Origin of the sequence: Pelomicrobium sp. (assembly GCF_036803785.1) — a bacterium.
In the GTDB taxonomy this organism is placed as follows: Bacteria; Pseudomonadota; Gammaproteobacteria; order Burkholderiales; family UBA6910; genus Pelomicrobium.
The window spans coordinates 1-18,045 of the sequence record NZ_DAIRTR010000058.1 but is presented as its reverse complement, the minus strand read 5'-3'; the positions used below and the strand labels follow the sequence as shown (position 1 = coordinate 18,045).

19 protein-coding genes and 1 pseudogene are annotated in these 18,045 nt (G+C 67.7%); 3 read left to right on the top strand and 17 right to left on the bottom strand.

Annotated elements, in window-relative coordinates:
• The 12 genes and pseudogenes from V7Q81_RS08500 to V7Q81_RS08445 all read right to left on the bottom strand — a co-directional run.
• Positions 1-119, bottom strand: a 119-nt coding sequence (locus tag V7Q81_RS08500; RefSeq protein WP_333842037.1) for a flagellar basal body protein, incomplete at its 3' end; no start/stop codon positions are given.
• A gap of 40 nt (positions 120-159) precedes the next feature.
• Positions 160-1,023 (bottom strand): flagellar assembly peptidoglycan hydrolase FlgJ, encoded by an 864-nt coding sequence (flgJ, locus tag V7Q81_RS08495; RefSeq protein WP_333842031.1) that lies wholly within the window; start codon positions 1,021-1,023, stop codon positions 160-162.
• A 19-nt stretch (positions 1,024-1,042) separates the two neighbouring features.
• A complete protein-coding gene (locus tag V7Q81_RS08490) occupies positions 1,043-2,197 on the bottom strand; it encodes a flagellar basal body P-ring protein FlgI (RefSeq protein WP_333842028.1) in 1,155 nt (384 codons plus the stop codon).
• A gap of 16 nt (positions 2,198-2,213) precedes the next feature.
• Positions 2,214-2,936, bottom strand: coding sequence for a flagellar basal body L-ring protein FlgH (locus V7Q81_RS08485; protein WP_333842025.1), 723 nt, complete (start codon positions 2,934-2,936; stop codon positions 2,214-2,216).
• Between the two features lie 23 nt (positions 2,937-2,959).
• Complete coding sequence (gene flgG, locus V7Q81_RS08480) at positions 2,960-3,742, bottom strand: flagellar basal-body rod protein FlgG (protein WP_333842023.1); 783 nt, start codon at positions 3,740-3,742, stop codon at positions 2,960-2,962.
• Between the two features lie 33 nt (positions 3,743-3,775).
• The gene (locus V7Q81_RS08475; protein ID WP_333842021.1) at positions 3,776-4,519 is read right to left on the bottom strand and encodes a flagellar basal body rod protein FlgF; all 744 of its coding nucleotides are present in this window, start codon (positions 4,517-4,519) and stop codon (positions 3,776-3,778) included.
• Positions 4,520-4,587: 68 nt separating this feature from the next.
• Positions 4,588-5,805, bottom strand: a complete 1,218-nt coding sequence (gene flgE, locus V7Q81_RS08470; RefSeq protein WP_333842018.1) for a flagellar hook protein FlgE — start codon at positions 5,803-5,805, stop codon at positions 4,588-4,590.
• A 24-nt stretch (positions 5,806-5,829) separates the two neighbouring features.
• Positions 5,830-6,483, bottom strand: coding sequence for a flagellar hook assembly protein FlgD (locus V7Q81_RS08465; protein ID WP_333842016.1), 654 nt, complete (start codon positions 6,481-6,483; stop codon positions 5,830-5,832).
• A 7-nt stretch (positions 6,484-6,490) separates the two neighbouring features.
• The gene (gene flgC, locus V7Q81_RS08460; protein WP_333842014.1) at positions 6,491-6,892 is read right to left on the bottom strand and encodes a flagellar basal body rod protein FlgC; all 402 of its coding nucleotides are present in this window, start codon (positions 6,890-6,892) and stop codon (positions 6,491-6,493) included.
• A gap of 23 nt (positions 6,893-6,915) precedes the next feature.
• Positions 6,916-7,308: a flagellar basal body rod protein FlgB gene (flgB, locus tag V7Q81_RS08455; RefSeq protein WP_333842011.1), complete on the bottom strand. Its 393-nt coding sequence runs from the start codon at positions 7,306-7,308 to the stop codon at positions 6,916-6,918.
• 130 nt (positions 7,309-7,438) lie between these two features.
• The gene (locus V7Q81_RS08450) at positions 7,439-8,524 is read right to left on the bottom strand and encodes a protein-glutamate methylesterase/protein-glutamine glutaminase (protein ID WP_333842008.1); all 1,086 of its coding nucleotides are present in this window, start codon (positions 8,522-8,524) and stop codon (positions 7,439-7,441) included.
• A gap of 185 nt (positions 8,525-8,709) precedes the next feature.
• Positions 8,710-9,567: pseudogene (locus tag V7Q81_RS08445) on the bottom strand (CheR family methyltransferase); the annotation flags it as partial.
• Between the two features lie 237 nt (positions 9,568-9,804).
• Between V7Q81_RS08445 and flgA the strand changes: the two are divergent.
• The 3 genes from flgA to V7Q81_RS08430 are packed head-to-tail and all read left to right on the top strand — an operon-like array spanning position 9,805 to position 11,351.
• On the top strand, positions 9,805-10,527 hold the full coding sequence (gene flgA, locus V7Q81_RS08440; RefSeq protein ID WP_333842005.1) for a flagellar basal body P-ring formation chaperone FlgA: 723 nt from the start codon (positions 9,805-9,807) through the stop codon (positions 10,525-10,527).
• Between the two features lie 58 nt (positions 10,528-10,585).
• Positions 10,586-10,894 (top strand): flagellar biosynthesis anti-sigma factor FlgM, encoded by a 309-nt coding sequence (gene flgM, locus V7Q81_RS08435; RefSeq protein ID WP_333842002.1) that lies wholly within the window; start codon positions 10,586-10,588, stop codon positions 10,892-10,894.
• A complete protein-coding gene (locus V7Q81_RS08430; RefSeq protein ID WP_333841999.1) occupies positions 10,866-11,351 on the top strand; it encodes a flagella synthesis protein FlgN in 486 nt (161 codons plus the stop codon). The genes flgM and V7Q81_RS08430 overlap by 29 nt, the downstream gene beginning before the upstream one ends.
• A 335-nt stretch (positions 11,352-11,686) precedes the next feature.
• Here V7Q81_RS08430 and V7Q81_RS08425 read toward each other — a convergent pair whose 3' ends face one another.
• The 5 genes from V7Q81_RS08425 to flhB all read right to left on the bottom strand — a co-directional run bounded on the left by V7Q81_RS08425 (position 11,687) and on the right by flhB (position 17,763).
• Entirely contained in the window at positions 11,687-12,397 is a 711-nt protein-coding gene (locus V7Q81_RS08425) for an RNA polymerase sigma factor FliA (RefSeq protein WP_333841997.1), read from the bottom strand.
• A gap of 75 nt (positions 12,398-12,472) precedes the next feature.
• Complete coding sequence (locus V7Q81_RS08420; protein ID WP_333841995.1) at positions 12,473-13,354, bottom strand: nucleotide-binding protein; 882 nt, start codon at positions 13,352-13,354, stop codon at positions 12,473-12,475.
• Entirely contained in the window at positions 13,347-14,534 is a 1,188-nt protein-coding gene (gene flhF / locus V7Q81_RS08415) for a flagellar biosynthesis protein FlhF (RefSeq protein ID WP_333841993.1), read from the bottom strand. Before flhF ends, V7Q81_RS08420 begins: the two co-directional genes overlap by 8 nt.
• A complete protein-coding gene (flhA, locus tag V7Q81_RS08410; RefSeq protein WP_333842033.1) occupies positions 14,531-16,603 on the bottom strand; it encodes a flagellar biosynthesis protein FlhA in 2,073 nt (690 codons plus the stop codon). The genes flhF and flhA overlap by 4 nt, the downstream gene beginning before the upstream one ends.
• A 5-nt stretch (positions 16,604-16,608) precedes the next feature.
• Positions 16,609-17,763 carry a flagellar biosynthesis protein FlhB gene (flhB, locus tag V7Q81_RS08405; RefSeq protein ID WP_333841991.1) on the bottom strand — a complete coding sequence of 385 codons (1,155 nt, stop codon included), beginning with the start codon at positions 17,761-17,763 and terminating at the stop codon, positions 16,609-16,611.
• Positions 17,764-18,045 lie beyond the last annotated feature (282 nt).

Genomic DNA, 18,045 nt, shown 5'->3' with positions numbered 1-18,045 from the left:
ACCTGCTGGCGGCTGTAGCCGGGCGTGTTCACGTTTGCGATGTTGTGCCCCACCGTGGTGAGCCCTGTCTGGGCAGCGGTGAGGGCGGTCACGCCGATGTTAAGGATGCTGTTGCCCATGCTTCCCGGTTTATCGGTTGCGCGGGAAAAGACTTGAGCCCTACCCCGCCGCCAGCGCGGACAGTGCCGGGCTGTTCAGCACCGCCGAGAGCTTACGGTCGTAGAGAGGATCGGTGGCATACCCGGCCTGCTTGAGCGCCCGGGCGAAAGCGTCCGCATCGCCCCCATGGGCGAGCACTGGTGCGTAGCGGGGGTTTGCGGCAAGCAGCCGGGCGTAATCGGCAAAGGCTTCGGCGTAGGAGCCGTAGGCGCGGAAGCGCTCGCGACGCCTTTCGGCACGGCCGTCCACATACTCGGTAGTGACCACCTCCACGGTCTCGCCCCTCCAGCCCGCTCCCGCCTTGATGCCGAACAGGTTGTGGCTTGGGCGCCCGTCCGGATGGCGGATTTCATGCCGGCCCCATCCACTCTCCAGCGCTGCGTGCCCGAGCACGAAGCGCGGCGGCAGCCCCAAGGTGCGGGCCGCGGCTTCGGCATGGGGCCGCAGCCGCTCGACGAAGCTCGCCGGTGCTGATGCAGGGGTACCCTGAGCCGGCGCGGTCGATGCCGTCGTCATAGCTATGGGGGGGGTTCTTTCGACTCTCGCTGGCTGGCTGCGGGAAAGCTGTTCCACCAACCGCTCAGCTAATCCCAGCCCCTGGGAGGCGGCGCCCCGGGCGAGCTGCTGATCCAGCATCCCTTGGTAGGTGCGCACCTCCCCGCCTCCCAAGCCATGCTCCTCAAGGCTCGGCCCCGCAACCATCGCCTGTCGCATGCTTTTCAGCATCATCTCCATGAGTACCGCCTCGAATTCCCGGGCCGCCGCCTTAAGCGCCCCGTCGGGATCGCGGCGCGCCTTGGCCCGCAACCCGTCCAGGCTGCGGCCGTCGATCGCCAGGGCGTTCCACGCTTCGAGGTCGCGCATCGCCGGCGGCACTCCCTGCTCAGATGATTTCCAGCTCGGCCCTGAGGGCGCCCGCCGCCTTCATGGCCTGGAGGATGGCCACCAGGTCCTGGGGCGTGGCGCCCAGGGCATTCAAGGCCTTCACCACCTCGGCCAAGGATGCGCCAGCGGGCACCATCATCAGCCGCCCGCCCTCCTGGCGGATCTCGATGTCGCTGCGCTCGGCCTGCACCGTGTCCCCGCGGCGGGCGAAGGGCGCCGGCTGGCTGATCACCGGTTCGGTGGATACCAGCACCGCGAGATTGCCGTGGGCCACTGCGCAAGTGCCCACCGTAACCGCCTGGTTCATGACCACCGAGCCTGTCCGGGCGTTGATGATGACCTTCGCCGCGGTCTGGGCGGGTGTCACCTCCAGCGACTCAATCTGGGCGAGGAAAGCCACCCGTTCCGCGGGAGTCGCGGGAGCCTGAACCCGAATCACGCGCCCGTCCAAGGCCACCGCGCTGCCTGGCGCGAGGGCATTGATGGCGTCCGACACCCGCTTGGCGGTGCCGAAATCGGTGGCGTGGAGCTCGAGCTGGAAGTAGCCGTCCTGGCCCACCGGCGTGGGCACCGCCCGCTCCACCGTGGCGCCCCCCGGCACACGCCCGACGCTCAGATGGTTCACCTGCACCTTGCTTCCGGCGCTCTCCGCTCCCGCACCTCCCACCACCACGTTGCCCTGGGCGATGGCGTACACTTGCCCGTCGGCCCCCTTCAGGGGCGTGAGCAGGAGTGTGCCGCCCCGCAGGCTCTTGGCGTTGCCCAGGGAGGAGACGGTGACGTCGATCGCCTGTCCCGGCTTGGCGAAGGGCGGCAGGCTCGCCGTGACCATGACCGCAGCCACGTTTTTTAACTGCGGGTTCGTACCGGGAGGCAGATTGATGCCCAACCGGGACAGCATGTTGGCGAGGCTTTGCACGGTGAACGGCGTCTGCGTGGTTTGGTCGCCCGTGCCGTCCAGTCCCACCACCAGGCCATAGCCGATGAGCGGGTTCTCCCGCACGCCCTGTAAGGAAGCCAGGTCCTTGATGCGCTCGGCTCCGCCCGGGACGGAAAAGAGCAGACCCAGGATGCAGGCGAGCGCGAGCGCCCCGCGCCCGCGGCCGGACCTACCTTCGCGGCGCGCGGCCTTTGCGTCTGCGGCTCGCCTCATGTCCTGCGACCTCCCGCTAGAACGGCAGGACGGTCAAGAAAAAGCGGCCGAGCCAGCCCATCACCTGGGCTTCGTCGATGGTGCCGCGGCCGCGGTATTCGATGCGGGCATCCGCCACTTGGGTGGAAGACACTGTATTGGCGGGAGTGATGGTGTTCGGATTGACCACCCCTGAGAAGCGAACGTACTCCTCCCCCTGGGACAGGGCGAGCTGCTTCTCCCCCGACACGAGCAGGTTGCCGTTGGGCAGCACTTCGATCACGGTGACGGTGAGGGTGCCGCTCACCATGTTGTCAGCGCTCGCCGCACCTTTGCCCTGGAAAGTGTTGGTCGAGTCGGCTTGGAACCCGGCGCCCTGAAGGCTCTTGAACGGCAGTCCTTGCACCAATGGAACGCCAAAGTCCACCGAGCCGCTCTTGGAGGCAGAACTCGCGCGGTTCTTGGCGGCGATGGTCTTTTCGTTGAGCACGATGGTGAGAGTGTCACCCACAGCGCGGGCCACCTGATCTTCGAACAGGAGCCCTCCCGGGCCGAATCCCGGGCCGGAATCGGTGACGCGGTAGATGGCACCATTGCCCGGCGGCGGCGCGGCTTGGGGGAGCGGCCGAGCGCTCATAGGCTGGTGCACGATGGGCGCGGGCGCCGCGCAACCCAACAACGCGAGCGCCACCCCGGCAATGACGCCCCAGCGAACTTTCAACGCCCAGCCGCGCTGCACCGGCTGCCCTTCGTCGTTCACGCTTGCCCTCCTGCGCCTCACTTTCACAGCTGCCCGAGGCGCTGCAGCATCTGGTCGGAAACCTGGATCGCCTTGGAGTTGATTTCGTAGGCCCGCTGAGTCTGTATCATGCTCACTAGCTCTTCCACCACGTTCACGTTGGAGGTCTCCACATAGCCCTGGTTGAGCAGCCCGGCACCGTTGGTCCCGGGGGTGCTCACATTGGGGGTGCCGGAAGCGGCGGTCTCCAGATACAGGTTCTCCCCGTAGCTTTGCAGCCCCGCCGGATTGACGAAAGTAGCCAGTTGCAGCGAACCCACCTGGGTCGGGACGGTGGCGCCGGGCAGCACCACCGACACCGTGCCATCCTTGCCGATGGTGACGCTCAAAGCGTTGGCGGGCAGGGTGATCCCCGGCTGGACCGGATAGCCGCTTGCCGTCACCAGCTGACCATCCGCGTTTGCCTGGAACGAGCCGTCCCGGGTATAAGCGAGGGTGCCGTCGGGCAGCAACACCTGGAAGAAGCCTGGCCCCTGCACCGCCACATCCAGGGCGTTGCCGGTCTGTTGCAGATTGCCCTGGGTGTGGACCCGTTCGGTGGCCACCGGCCGCACGCCAGTGCCGATCTGTAGTCCCGAGGGAATCTGGGTCTGTTGGGACGAGTGGGCACCTGGCTGACGCAGCGTCTGATAAAGCAAGTCCTCGAATACCGCGCGCGAGCGCTTGAAGCCGTTGGTGCTGACGTTCGCCAGGTTGTTGGCGATCACGTCCATCTGGGTCTGCTGGGCGTCGAGCCCGGTCTTGGAGATCCAAAGCGATCGAATCATGACGTCGTCCTTTCCCTTGGCGTGCGATCCGGGTCAGCGCGCCGGCCCGAGGAGCTGGTCCGCCTGACGCTCGTTCGCCTCGGCGTTACCGAGCAGGCGCATGTGCAAATCAAACTGGCGCGCGAGCCCGATCATGGTAACCATGGCTTCCACCACATTCACGTTGCTGCCTTCCAGCGCACCGGGCGCAAGCCGCACCGCCGCATCCGCCGCCGCGGTGCCACCGCCTCTCATCCGGAACAACCCGTCCTCGCCCCGCAAGAGCTCGGCCCCCGGGGGGTTCACCAGCTTGATGCGCCCGAGGGGCATCACGCTGGCAGCACTCTGGCCGCTTTGCAGGGCAGATACGCTCCCATCTGGGGCAATGGTGAGCTGGGCATCCGGAGGCACGGTGATGGGTCCGCCATCTCCCATCACCGGATGGCCAGCGCCAGTGGTAAGGATGCCATTGGGATTGACCTGCAGTCGTCCGTCGCGGCTGTAAGCTTCCTCCCCACCGGGCGCTTGTACCGCGATCCACCCGGCGCCCAGCACCGCCACGTCCAGCGCTCGCCCCGTCTGCTCCACCGGGCCGGGAGCAAGATTCGCCGCAGGTGTCGTCTCCACGACGTACACCCGGGTGGGCAGGCCCGGCCCCTCCACGGGGACCGTGCGGAAGGCTGACATCTGCGCCCGGAAACCCGTGGTGCCGGCATTGGCCAGGTTATGGGCCGCCACTTCTTGGCGCGTCAGGATCTGCTTGGCGCCGCCCATGGCGAGATAAATCATGCGGTCCATAGAATAATTGCTCCCGACTGCTTCCTGTGAGCTCTGGTGCCCGGTAGCGGGCGCGGTTCCCATTGTCCTTATCTCAGGTTCACCAGAGTCTGCATGACGGCGTCTTGGGTTTTGATGGTCTGGGCGTTGGCCTGGTAGACCCGCTGTGCAGTGATCATGTTGACCAGCTCCTGGGTCAGGTCCACGTTGGAGTCCTCCACCGCCGCCGATTGCAGCAGTCCCATATTGCTCGAGCCGGGCGTTCCGATGAGGGGCTGCCCTGAGTCAGCGGTCTCCGCCCAGGCGTTGTCCCCCAGAGGCTGCAGGCCCGTGGGGTTGGCGAAATTTGCGAGCACCACCTGCCCCAGCACGCTGGATTGGCCGTTGGTGTAGCGGGCCAGGATCACGCCGTCGCCGCCCACGCTGAAGCCAGCAAGCCGCCCGGGCCCATAGCCGTCCTGGCTAAGGGCGTTCACCCCGAAGGGTGATCCGAACTGGGTGCTGCCGGTAAAATCCAAGTCGAAGGTCAGAGGGCTCACCGCGCCAGTCGCAACGGGCGCGGAGACGGTGAAAGGCAAAAAAGTGGCGCTCGTGTCGATGGTGCCGCTGGAGGTGAAATTCAGGCTTCCCAACGGGCCCGTTCCGATCTGGGTGCCGTCCAGGGCGCCGTAGACGCTCCACTGGTTGGCTCCCGTCTTCACGAAGTAGGTGGACAGGGTGTGGGGATTCCCCAGGCTGTCGTAGACCGTGACCGCCGTGGAGCTCGTGTAAGTGGCCGGATCGTTCAGGTCGAAGGCGGCACTGATCACGCCACTGCGGGAGTCCAAGTTGACTCCCGCCGCCACGGACCCGGTCGCCTGGGGCGCGAGGTCGGCGGTATCGATGCGCAGCTCCACCGGAGCGGCGGTGTTGAGCACGCCGTTCACCGCCCCATAACCAGTCAGGCGCTTGCCGCTGGCGTTGACGATGTAGCCATCCCGGTCGGTGTGGAACTGTCCGTTGCGGCTATAGGTGATGGCGCCGTTGTCGCTCATACGGAAAAAACCGTTGCCGTTGATGGCCATGTCCAGGGGGTTGTGGGTCACTGTCACGTTGCCCTGGGTGAATTGCTGGGCCACCGCCGCAAGGCGCGTGCCGATGCCGATCTGGCCGGCGCCGGCCCCGGCGAGAGAATTGGCATAGACATCTGCGAACTGGGCCACGGACGCCTTGAAGCCCACCGTGTTGGCGTTGGCCACGTTGTTGCCGATGACGTCCAGGTTCTTGGAGGCGGCGTTTAGGCCGCTCAATCCCTGTTGAAAGCTCATGAATCGCTCCTTTGCGGGCAATCTCTAGAACACTTGTTTCACGTCGGCGAGCGCCGCGCTGCGTCCCCCGGACAGCACCAGAGAGACCGCATCTCCAGAGCGGGCTACTGCGTCCACTCGTCCGAAGGAGAGAGCCATCGCCGCAACGCTCTGCTCGCCCCGCGTGGCGCTCACCTCGAAGGAGTAGCGCCCGTCTGCGGCCACAGCGCCGGATTCGGTGATCCCGTCCCAGTGAAGCCCGTGGATGCCTGCCCCATGGGGACCCAGCTCGGCCCGATAGACCAGGCGTCCCGTAGCATCGCGGATCTCCACCGTGAGCCGGTCCGCCGGCTCCTTCAACTCCACGCCAAACAGGGTGCGGCCACTCTCGAGGACCAGCTCCCCGCCCGGCACCAGCACGCCTCGCCCCACCAGGCTTGCCGCGGCCAGCTGCTGCGCCGCGTTCGCCTGGCCAAGCAAGGCGTTCAAGGTGGCGTTCAGCCGTTCCAGCCCCTGTACCGTGCTGATCTGGGCCATCTGACTGGTGATCTGGGCATTGTCCAGGGGATTGAGCGGGTCCTGGTTCTTGAGCTGGGTGACCAGCAACCGCAGGAAACGGTCTTCCTGCTCCTTCATGACCGAGCGGGAGGGCGGGGCGAGCACAGCCGCGGCAACGGACTCGATGGCGTTCACAGGCATGCCCTTTTCATTCCCCGATCGCCAGGGCCTTCAACATCAGATGGCGAGCGGTTGCCATGACCTCGGCGTTGTTTTGGTACGAACGGGAGGCGGAGATCATGTTCACCATTTCCTCCACCACGTCCACGTTGGGATAGGTGACGTAGCCGTCCGCATCGGCGAGGGGATGCCCCGGGTCGTGCACCTTGCGCTGGGGCGAGGGGTCTTCTACCACGCCTGCCACCCGCACGGCGGAAGCTGCTGCGTCGACGGGCACGGCGCTAAACACCACCTGCCTTGCCCGGTAGGGTGCGCCGCCCGCGCTAATGGCGCTCTCCGCGTTGGCCAGGTTGCTGGCGATCACGTTGAGTCGCTGGGACTGGGCCGCCATGGCGGAGGCGGCGATGCCGAAGATCTTGCCGAGAGCCATGGAATTCCTCCGAAGTATCCGCGCTAGCCGGTGATCGCGGCGAGCATGGACTTGAGCCTGGACGCGATGAAGCGGATGCTCGCCTCGGCCCGAATCGCGTTGTCCGCAAAGTGGGCCCGCTCCACATCCATCTCCACCGTGTTGCCGTCCAGGCTGGGTTGCAGGGGCACACGGTACAGAGCTGCAGGCACGCCAGCGGCGGAGCCGGAAGGCGTCAGGTGGGCCGCCTGGGTACGTGCCATGGAATCTCCGCCGCCGCTCGCCTCCGCCAGCGCGCGCCTGAAATCCAAGTCCCTGGCCTTGTAATGGGGCGTATCGGCGTTCGCGATATTGGACGCAATGAGCTGCTGGCGTTTCAGGCGCAGGGCGAGGGCCTGCTCGTGCAGCGAAAGCGACGCGTCAAGCCGATCCATCATGGGGTATCCTCCTTCAAATAACCCGGGGCTGCGCGCTGTCCCCGCGCGCGCCCACGAAGACCATGCTAGCCGCGATGCGGAGGAAGCCAAAGGAGGATTAGCGCATGGAAAGCCCGCCAATTCCACCCGCTCAGGCCCCCATGAGGCGCGCCAGCACCTGGGCCGCCAGCCGCTGGATCGGCAGCACTTCGTCCACCGCGCCCAGGGCGATCGCTTCCCGAGGCATGCCGAATACCACGCAAGTCGCCTCGTCCTGGGCGAAGTTGTAGGCGCCGGCGCGTTTCATCTCCAGCATGCCTGCCGCCCCGTCCTTGCCCATGCCGGTCAGAATCACGCCCACAGCGTTACGGCCCACCCACTGGGCGGCGGAGCGAAACAGCACTTCCACCGACGGCCGGTGGCGGTTTACCGGCGGCTCCTGGCTGAGCTCCACGGTATAGTGGGTGCCACTGCGGCGCACCTTGAGATGGGAATGACCCGGGGCAATGTAGGCGTGCCCGGGCAATACCCGCTCGCCGTGCTCAGCCTCCTTCACGGCGATGCGGCACAGGCCGTCGAGCCGCCGGGCAAAAGAGCGGGTGAAACCTTCCGGCATATGCTGGGTGACGAGCACTGCGGGAGCGTCCGGCGGGAAATCGGCGAGAAATTCCTTGATCGCTTCCGTACCTCCGGTGGAAGCACCCACCATCACCAGCTTGTCGCTCGCGCAAAATCGCGACAGCGCTGCGGCGGCCCGCGGGCGGGCACTGGAGGGGCTGGACAGAGGTCGCAGGCGGGCGGCGGCCGCGGTACGGAGCTTTTCCGTGAGCTCTTCGGCGTAGGCGCTCATGCCCCCGAGCGGGTCCCGCTTGGGCTTGGCGATGAAATCGACCGCACCCAGCTCCAGCGCCTTTAGGGTGGCTTCGGAGCCGTGCTCGGTGAGGCTCGACACCATCACCACCGGCGTGGGCCGCAGCCGCATGAGCCGCGCGAGGAAGGTGAGCCCGTCCATCCTGGGCATTTCCACGTCCAGGGTGATCACGTCCGGGTGGAGTGTCCGAATGAGCTCCTCCGCCACGAGGGGATCTCGGGCTGCACCCACCGCTTCCAGATCCGGCGCTGCGTTGACGATGTCGGTCAGGATCCGGCGCATGAGTGCGGAGTCGTCGATGATCAGCACTCGCAGCCTGCCCTTCGCCGAGGGCATGGGTGCTGGAGGATGGAGTCCGGCGCTCATGGCAAGCGTTTCGCTCCTCGGAACGGTCCGGTCCCTTCTACGCCCGGGGCGCCGGCGCTGCCACGCGGCCCGACGGCGGGAATTCGCCCGTTTGCGCCGACCGCAGGACGGCCCCCCGCCAGGACGGCGCCTTCCCCGCCTGCGCTTCTTTCCTCCTCGGGGGCCTGCCGCGGGTTGCGCAGCGGTGCGTAGACGGTGCGCCCGCAGGGGCGGAACAGATCCGCCGCATGGCTCAGGCTCTCCGAATGCCCGGCGAACAGCAACCCATGGGGCGCAAGCAGCGGCACGAGTTTCTCCAGTATCCGATACTGGGTGGGCTTGTCGAAATAGATCATCACATTGCGGCAAAAGACGGCGTCGAAGGGCCCGCGCACGTCCCAGACGGGATCCAGGAGATTGAGGGGCGCGAAGGTGATGATCGCCTTGAGCTCGTCGCGTACTCGCACGCCCCCCGCCGGCGTGCTGGCGTCCTTCAGGAAAAAGCGTCGCAAGCGTTCCTGGGAAAGCTTCGCCACCCGCTCCTCGGGGTACACCCCCCTTCGGGCCCAGGCCAGGGCCTGGGTATCGATATCGGTCGCCAGGATCGTCACCGGCGGCGTATAGCTCGCAAAGACCTCCATCATGGTGATCGCCAGGGAGTACGCTTCTTCGCCCGTGGAGGTGGCCGCGCTCCACAGGCGCACGGGACGACCGCGGCGATGCGCCGCGACGTGGCGCGCCAGGAGGTCGAAATGGTGCGCCTCTCGGAAAAAGGCGGTCAGGTTGGTGGTCAGGGCATTAGTGAAGGCTTCCCACTCCGCCTCGTCGCCTTGTTCCAGCCGGTTCAGATAATCGCCAAAAGACCGCAAGCCCAGACAGCGCAGCCGGCGGGCCAGGCGGCTATAGACCATGTCCTTCTTGGCGGGCGAGAGGGAGATGCCTGCCCGCCGCTGGATGAGGACGCGCACCCGCTCGAAGTCGCCGTCCTTGTAAACGAATTCCCGCTCTTCGTTTCGAATCGTTCCCACTGCGGATGACCTCTCGACACCTCCGCCTGAGGACATGGCCCGGGAGCCGAAGGGTACCGGCGAGCCCCCCGGGCCGCAGGCCGTTGCGCGAGGCTGACGATCTCCTTAACGGCGCTCGTGCCCCGGCGCTTGAATGTACGGCCGCACTGCAGCGCGACCGGCCATCGCGCGCATCTTCGCGCGGTGCCGGCACGGCAAAAGACGAGAAAAGGCCGGCAAAGCCACCCCTTTTCCCATCTCCGGGCGACCGCTCCCGGTGGCACCATGGCGCCCATGAAGCGCACCAGCATCTTCCGACGTCCACTGGCCCGGCCCGGTATGGCGGGCCTCGCCCTGGCCCTGGCCCTGGGTCCGGCGGGCGCCGAAGCTCTGCGCCAGGCACCGGGAGCGGTCGCCCAGGCAGCCCAGGAATTCGTGCTGCGGCAGACCCAGTCGCTGCCCGGCCGGGTGAGCGTGCAGGTGGGCGGGCTCGATGAGCGGCTCATCCTCCCGGCCTGCGGGGTGCTCGAGCCCTTTCTGCCTCCCGGCCAGCGGTTGTGGGGCAACGCCTCAGTGGGCGTGCGTTGTACGGCGCCTAGCGCCTGGACCGTTTATCTGCCAGTCACCGTGCGCGTCGAAGCGCAGGTGCTGGCCGCTGCCCGTCCCCTCGCCCCCGGAACGCAGTTGAGCGAGGCGGACCTCACGCCTGTCGCTGCCGACCTGACTCAATTGTCGGCCGCCGTGGTGAGCGACCCCCGGGACATCCTGGGCAAGACGGTGGCCGCCCCCATCGCCGCCGGGCAGCTGCTGCGCTCGGATCAGCTGAAGGCGACCCCTGTTGTGATGCAGGGCCAGACGGTGAAGGTGATCGCCCGGGGACGGGGGTTTTCCGTGAGCGCCGAGGGCCGGTCTCTGTCCTCCGCTGCCGAGGGTCAGCTCGTCCAGGTGCGCCTGGCAGGCGGGCAACTGGTCTCGGGGATCGCCCGCCCGGGGGCCGTGGTGGAAGTGACGCACTAAAGTTTTCTGGAACCGAGGCCGTAATCCAGTTGGCCCCCCAGGAGACGGAAGGACACCCATGAAAATCGACCATTCGGTGAAGCAGCTCCCCGGCGTCGCCCCCGTAGGCGAGGGACAAGCCCGGCCGGCGAACGGCCCGGCGTCGGCTTCCCGGACATCTGAGGCGGACAGCGTCGAGCTCTCCCCCCTTTCCGCTCGGCTCCAGCGCTTGGCCCAAGGGATTGCCGGCGCCGAGGGGATGGACACCGCGAAGGTGGCCGCGCTCAAGGCCGCCATCGCCGAAGGGCGGTTGCGCATCGATCCCGAGGCCATTGCCGACAAGTTAATCGAGGAGGCCCGTGAGCTGCTCGCCCGTTCCCGGGGGTGAAAACAACCCTGCGCCGGATCTTACCGCCGAGCGCGGCGCCCTCGCCGCCCTGGCTGCCCTTCTCACCCGGGAACGGGATGCGCTGGTGGCCGGCGACCTGGAGACGCTGGCGTGCCTTGCGGCGGAAAAAGAAGCGGCCGTCGAGACCCTGGAGCGGCTCTTGGCCGGGCGTTTCGCCGCGCTCGGCCGGGAAGGCGACCACCCGCTTCCGCGCACTGCTTGGAACGTCTGGCTCGCCCGGCAGCCGGCTGGGGTGCGCGCCGCCTGGCAGCACTTGCTTGCTGAGGCGGCCCGGCTTCGGGAGCTAAACCGCCTGAACGGGCGCCTCATCGAAGAGCGTCTGGTCCTCTGCCGCCAGGGTCTCACCCTTCTGGCTCCCTCGAGCGAGACAAACCTCTACGATCCGACCGGGCGTCTCCTCTCCGCAAACCGCAGCGGCGAGGTCGCGCGGGCCTGAGTCCCAGGTCCGCCACGGCCTCCCTCTGGGACCCAGGTTTTGCCTAGGCATGCTCGGGGAAGGGATAGCTACCCTTCCTGCAGGCCTTCGGCTAGGATCGTTACCGTCACGCAGCGGTTGCGCGCCCGTTGTCCCCAGTCGGCCATCTGCGTCACCAGGCCAGCGTAGCCGACCTCCGGCGACCACGATCCAGGCTGCCGTGGGTACTCCTCAGGACCGCCGCCAGTTGAAGCAGGGAAGCCACGGGGCCGCCTTCCAGCACCTGACCGCCCGGGAGAGCAGCCAGCGCGCAGAGGACACCTGCGAGGCTTAGCAGATCCACCGCTTGCGCCCCGTCATCTGTCTCTGAGCTTCGCGCGCAACCGGGCCACGGCCTGGCTATGAATTTGGCACACCCGGGACTCGGTGACCCCGAGTACCGCCCCGATCTCTTTGAGGTTCAGCTCCTGTTCGTAGTACAGGGCCATGACCAACTTTTCCCGCTCCGGCAGCGCGTCGATGGCCGCCGCGAGCCGCCTGCGAAAGTCTTCGTCGATGATGCGCTCGAGGGCGGACGGATGGGGGTCAGGCGCATGACGGTCGAGGAAGTGATCCTCCTCGCCTTCGTCGAAATCGTCGTAATAGACGATCTGTACACCGCGCGCCTCGGACAGCATCGCCTGGTATTCCTCCAGGGAAAGCCCCAGTGCCTGGGCCAGTTCCTGCTCGCTGGGCGGCCGGTGCAGGCGTTGTTCCAAGCTCGCCATTGTCTGCTCGATGCGCCTCAGGCTACGGCGCACGCTGCGGGGCAACCAGTCCGCGGCCCGCAGCTCGTCGAGGATCGCGCCCCGGATACGCTGGGCGGCGTAGGTTTCGAACTGGGCACCCTGCCCTTCCTGGAAGCGCTGGATGGCGTCCAGCAAGCCGAGCATCCCCGCCTGGACCAAATCCTCCACCTGCACGCTCGCCGGCAGCCGCGCCATCATGTGATGGGCGATGCGCTTGACCAGGGGCATGTAGCGCTCGACCCAGTACTCCCGATCGCTCAACCCCGTTGCGGTGTACATCCCACCTCCCTCCTTCTTCGAAACCTCATGGCCACCCAGGGATGGTTGCCATCGCCGTCCCGGTCGCCGGCGAGATCAGCATGCAGCGGTTGTGACGCCCCTCCTGGCCCGACGGTCCGCCATCGCTGGCATCGCCCCGTGCGAACGGCTGCCCCCCTCTCCCACCGGCGCGAGCAGTGTCTCGGCGAGCCGCTCCACTGCGCGGAGGAAGGGACCATCGCGCAACGCCGCCATCGTCGAGCGAGGGTGGGCGGCAGCACGGCTCACCGCCGAGTCGGTGGGCGTCCAGCCGGCCAGGGGCAGCGCCATTCCCAGGTGACGGCGCGCCACGTCGGCGACATTGCCGTGGATCGCCTCCGCCTGGGCACCGTCGGCCGCCTGGCACACGAGCAGCCGGCACGGCGGCGGGGCGCCACGCCACACGAGGCGCTTGATCAACCCATAGCCCTGGGTAATGGAGCGGGCCTCAGGGGAAACCGCCAGGAGTAATTCCTGCCCAAGGGCATCCACCGGCAGCAACAGACCGCTCGCGCGGGCGGCCGCATCCACCAGAACGAAATCCGCCCCGACATCCAGGTCCACCAGCCGCTTGAGCAGCCCTACTCCACCCCAGCTGCCCGGCTTGGACAATTGGGCGAGACCCCGCGCCGCCGGCAGCACGGCGCACCCGTAGGGGCTGCGCACCAGCACCTGCCCCAAGGTACGCTCGCCGGCGAGGGCATGGACCAGCTCAAAGCGAGCATTGGCCTGTAGAAGATCGTTCAGGTTGCCGGCGTTCGCGTTGCCATCGACCACCACCACCCGCCGTCCCAGTCGCGAAAGGATCAGGGCCAGGCAGGCCACGGTGGTGCTGCGGCCAACCCCGTCGGCTCCTGCGGCCACGGCCACGACTCGCGGCCCCTGGGAAGCCAGCAACCGGCGCAGGCCTGCGGCCTGGTCCCCATGGCATTCAGCCATAGGCCGCTTCCATCGCTGCCCGGCGCGCCACGCCGCAAGCCATGAACGCCGCCAGATCGGCCTCTCCCGGCGCATGGGGAGAGCGCAAGGCCAGATCGTCGAACGCGTGCTGGATGAGGGTCCGGGCATCGGGCAGATGCAGGTCTTCCGGAACTCGCTGGCCCGCGGAGACATAGAACACCTTGAGCCTGTGGCGGATCGCCACGTCCAACGCCGCACCAGCGGCAATGGCCTCGTCGAGCTTGGTGAGCACGCAGCCGGCGAGCCCGTCCCGGTAGGCCAGATAGACGTCCTCGAGGGTGTCCCCGTGGCAGGTGGCGTTGAGCAACAGCAGCCGGCGCACCGATCGTCCTTGCGAGCGCAGCATGGCCACCTGCTCCGACACCAGGCGATCGCGCTGGCTCATGCCCACCGTGTCGATCAGGATGAGGTGCTTGTGCTGCAGGCGTTCGAGCACCGCCGCCAGTTCCTCAGCATCCCGGGCGCAGTGCACCTGTACTCCGAGGATCTGCCCATAGAGCCTGAGCTGGTCGTGGCCGCCGATGCGATAGCTGTCGGTGGTCACGAGACCAAGGCGCTGGGCGCCGTGGCGCACTACGTAGCGAGCCGCCAGTTTCGCGGTGGTGGTGGTCTTGCCCACGCCCGTGGGGCCCATCAGCGCGTACACGCCGCCCCGCTCCAGCACCTCTGCCTCGTCCTCCAGCACGGCGAGGTTGTGCACCAGGGCTGCCCGCACCCATTCCAGCGCCTGGTCGGGAGGGCGCCCCCGGGGCAGCCGTTCCAGGATTTTTTTCCCGAGGGACGGGCTGAAGCCGGCCGCGAGCAGCTTGCGCAGCACGGCGCTTCGTGCCGGATCCTGCTGGGCGACGCCGCCCCAGGCAAGCCCGGCCAACTGCTCTTCCACCATGCCGCGCAGCGTCTTGATCTCCGTTGCCAGCGCCTGCACCCACGGCTGCGCGGAGGCCGGGGCCGGCGGCTCGCCTGCTTCCCCGGCCTCGCCCGCAGGCCCAACCCTGGACGGTGTCACCAGAGGAGCGATCTCCTCGGCGCGCATAGCCACGATCTCCACCCCGCCTTCCACCGTGCGGTTGGACAGGACCACCGCGTCCGGGCCCAGAGCCTCCTTGACTTGGCGCAAGGCCTCGCGCGACGTTTTTGCGACGAAACGGGAAACGTTCATGCTCTACCTCCGATGACAGCCGTGACGCGGATGGACCGCGAGTCGGGAATTTCGGCGTGGGATAGCACCTGGAGCTGGGGCAGCGTCTGCCGCAGGAAGCGGGCGAGCAGCGGCCGCAGCGGCGGGGGCGTGAGGAGAACCGGGGGGTGCCCGTTGCGCTCCTGCTGGGCCAGCGCTGTCTTCGCCCCGGCGAGCAGCGCCTCGGCGAGCCCCGGCTCGAAGCCGCCCGCGGACGCCGCGCCCTGTACCGCCTGCAGCAACAGGTTCTCCAGCTCGGGTGCGAGGGCGATTACCGGCAGTTCGGCTACCGGCCCAAACAAACCCTGCACGATGGAACGGCCGAGAGCGATCCGCACCAGAGCGGTGAGCTCGGCGCTGTCCTGGGTTCGAGGCGCATGCTCGGCCAGTGTCTCCACGATGGTGCGCGCATCCCGGATGTGGAGACCCTCCTCCAACAGGTTTTGCAGCACCTTCTGCAACGTGGTGAGGGATAGCGCCTTGGGCACCAAGTCCTCCACCAGCTTGGGGCTCACGCGACCCAGGTAATCGAGGAGCTGCTGCACTTCCTGACGCCCGAGCAACTCTTGCGCGTGGGTACGCATCACTTGATTGAAGTGGGTGGCGATCACGCTGGCCGCATCCACCACCGTGTAGCCCTGGGCCAGGGCTTGCTCGCGCAAGCTCGCCTCGATCCAGATGGCCGGCAGCCCGAAGGCCGGATCCCGGGCCGCCATACCCGGTAACGCCGGCGCGCCGCGCCCCGGATCGATGGCGAGGTATTGCCCCGGATGGGCTTCGCCCCGTCCCATTTCCACACCCTTGAGCAGAATGCGGTAGGCCCCGGGCTTGAGCTCCAGGTTGTCGCGGATGTGCACCGCCGGCGGCAGGAAACCCACTTCCTGGGCGAACTTCTTGCGCAACGCCTTGATCCGGCGCAGCAGCTCCCCTTCCCGGCCCTGATCCACTAGCGGAATCAAGCGGTAGCCCACTTCCAGCCCCAACGTATCGACCGGAGTGACATCGTCCCAGCTCGCCTCCTGGCTCTCGGGTCCCGGCGCAGCAGGGGCCGAGGCGGGGGGCGACGGACGGGGTCGTGCCAAGGCGTAGGCCAGCGCACCCAGCGCTGCGGCGAGCAGCAGGAACGCCGCATGGGGCATGCCGGGCGTGAGCCCCAACACCCCCAGGATCGCGGCGGTCAGGGCGAGGGGTTGGGGATTGTGGAAGAGCTGGCCCTTGACCTGCTGGGTGACGTCCTCGCCAGTGCCGACGCGGGAGACCACCACGCCGGCGGCGGTGGAAATCACCAGCGCCGGGATCTGGGCCACCAGGCCGTCGCCGATGGTGAGCAGGGTGTAGTTCTGCGCCGCCTGGCCGAAATCCATGCCGTGCTGGAAGACGCCCACCACCAGGCCGCCCACGATGTTGATCAGCAGAATCAGGATCCCAGCCACCGCATCGCCCCGCACGAACTTGCTGGCCCCATCCATGGCTCCGTAGAAGTCCGCCTCCTGAGCGACGGCGGCCCGCCGGCGGCGCGCCTCCTCCTCGCCGATCAACCCCGCGTTCAGGTCGGCGTCGATCGCCATCTGCTTGCCGGGCATGGCGTCCAGAGTGAAACGCGCTGACACTTCCGCGATGCGCCCCGCGCCTTTGGTGATCACCACGAAGTTGATGATCACCAGAATCACGAACACCACGAAGCCCACGGCATAATTGCCCCCCACGATGAAGTGGCCGAAGGCCTCGATCACTCGGCCTGCGGCATCCGGCCCAGTGTGACCCTCCAGCAGCACCACCCGCGTGGAAGCCACGTTGAGTGACAGCCGCAGCAGCGTGGTGACGAGCAGCACCGTGGGGAAGACGGCGAAATCGAGGGGCTTGACGGTATTGAGGGCGACCAGCAGCACCATGATGGCGCAGGCGATATTGAACGTGAACAGCATGTCCAGGACCAAGGGCGGCAGGGGCAGTACCATCATCGCCAGGATAAGGATGATGACCACGGGGGCAGCTACGGCGCTGGAAGCCCGCAGCGAGCGGAAGAGGGAAGGCAGCACGGCGGCAGCCACGGCGCTCACCCGTCCTTCCGATCAGGGTCCCCGGCGTGGGGATCCATTCCTGGGGGGACCGGCACTTCTCCGAGGGGGGGCAACGCCTGCCCCAGGACGCGGGCGTGCCGCAGCTGATACACGTAGGCCAGCACCTCGGCCACGGCGGTGTAGAGGGCTTCGGGAATCTCTTCGCCCAGCTGCGCGTGATGATACAGGGCGCGGGCGAGGGCTGGCGCCGAAAGCACTGGCACCTGATGCGCTTGCGCCACCTCGCGGATGCGCGCGGCGAGCAGCCCCGCGCCTTTGGCCACCACCCGCGGCGCCCGCATGCGCCCTTCCTGGTAGGCGAGCGCCGCCGCGTAATGGGTGGGGTTTACCACCACCACGTCTGCCTTCGGGACCTCCGCCATCATCCGACGGCGCGCTACCTCCCGCTGGCGGGTGCGCACCTGCGCCTTGATCTGGGGATCCCCTTCGGTCTCCTTGTGCTCGCGCTTCACCTCCTCGCGGCTCATGCGCAACCGGCGACCGTAGTTCCAGAGCTGAAACGGCACGTCCACCAGGGTCACCAAGGCAAGGGCCCCCACCAGGCAGAAAAAACTGAGGGCAAGCACCGCGGCGAGGCTCGAAAAAGCCGCGCCCGGCCCCTGGAAGGCAAGGCCGATCAGGGTCTCGCGCTGGCTCCACAAGGCCCAGGCACCCGCCCCGCCCACCAGCAGCGCCTTGGCCACCGACACCGCGAGCTCCACGAAGCTGCCCAGGGAGAACATGCGGCTCAGGCCTTTGACGGGATCCAGGCGGTTCCAATCGGGGGTGAGGGCTTTGGCGCTCACGATCCAGCCACGAAGCGCGATGGGCGCCACCAGGGCGCAAAGGAGCGCCACCCCTGCGATGGGCAGCAAGGCTGCCAGCGCCTCCACCGCCAAACGAGCAAGGCGTGCAAGCAGCAGGTATGCGTCGAACGCAAGCTCCCGTTCCACGGTGAGCCCGTGGGCCAGGGTGGCGCCAACGCGAGAGACGAACGACGCGCCCGCGAGCCACAGCAGCGCACCCACGCCGCCCACCATCGCCAAGCTGGCGAGCTCCCGTGACTGGGGCACCTGCCCTTGGCTGCGGGCCTCCTCGCGGCGCCTCGGTGACGCCGGTTCTGTGCGTTCGAGATCGTTCTCGTCGGCCATGATGTCTCCATCGGCGGGGCGGTGCTGCAACGCCCCGGCTGCCGACGATTATCGCGGGAAGGCGAAACCCTCCATGAGCAGAATAAGCCTGGGATCGGGCGCCAATTCGGGGATGCGCGGCGCCCGGCGGGGCTGCCGCCTTCAGGCGGCGAGGGACATCGGCGTGGGCGCGCGGCTGGCGATCAGCCCGTCGCGGCCGGCAAGAAGTTGCGACAGATCCAGGATCAGGACCACCTCCCCTTCACTGGACAGGGTGGCGCCGGCGACCCCTTTGGGTCGGAA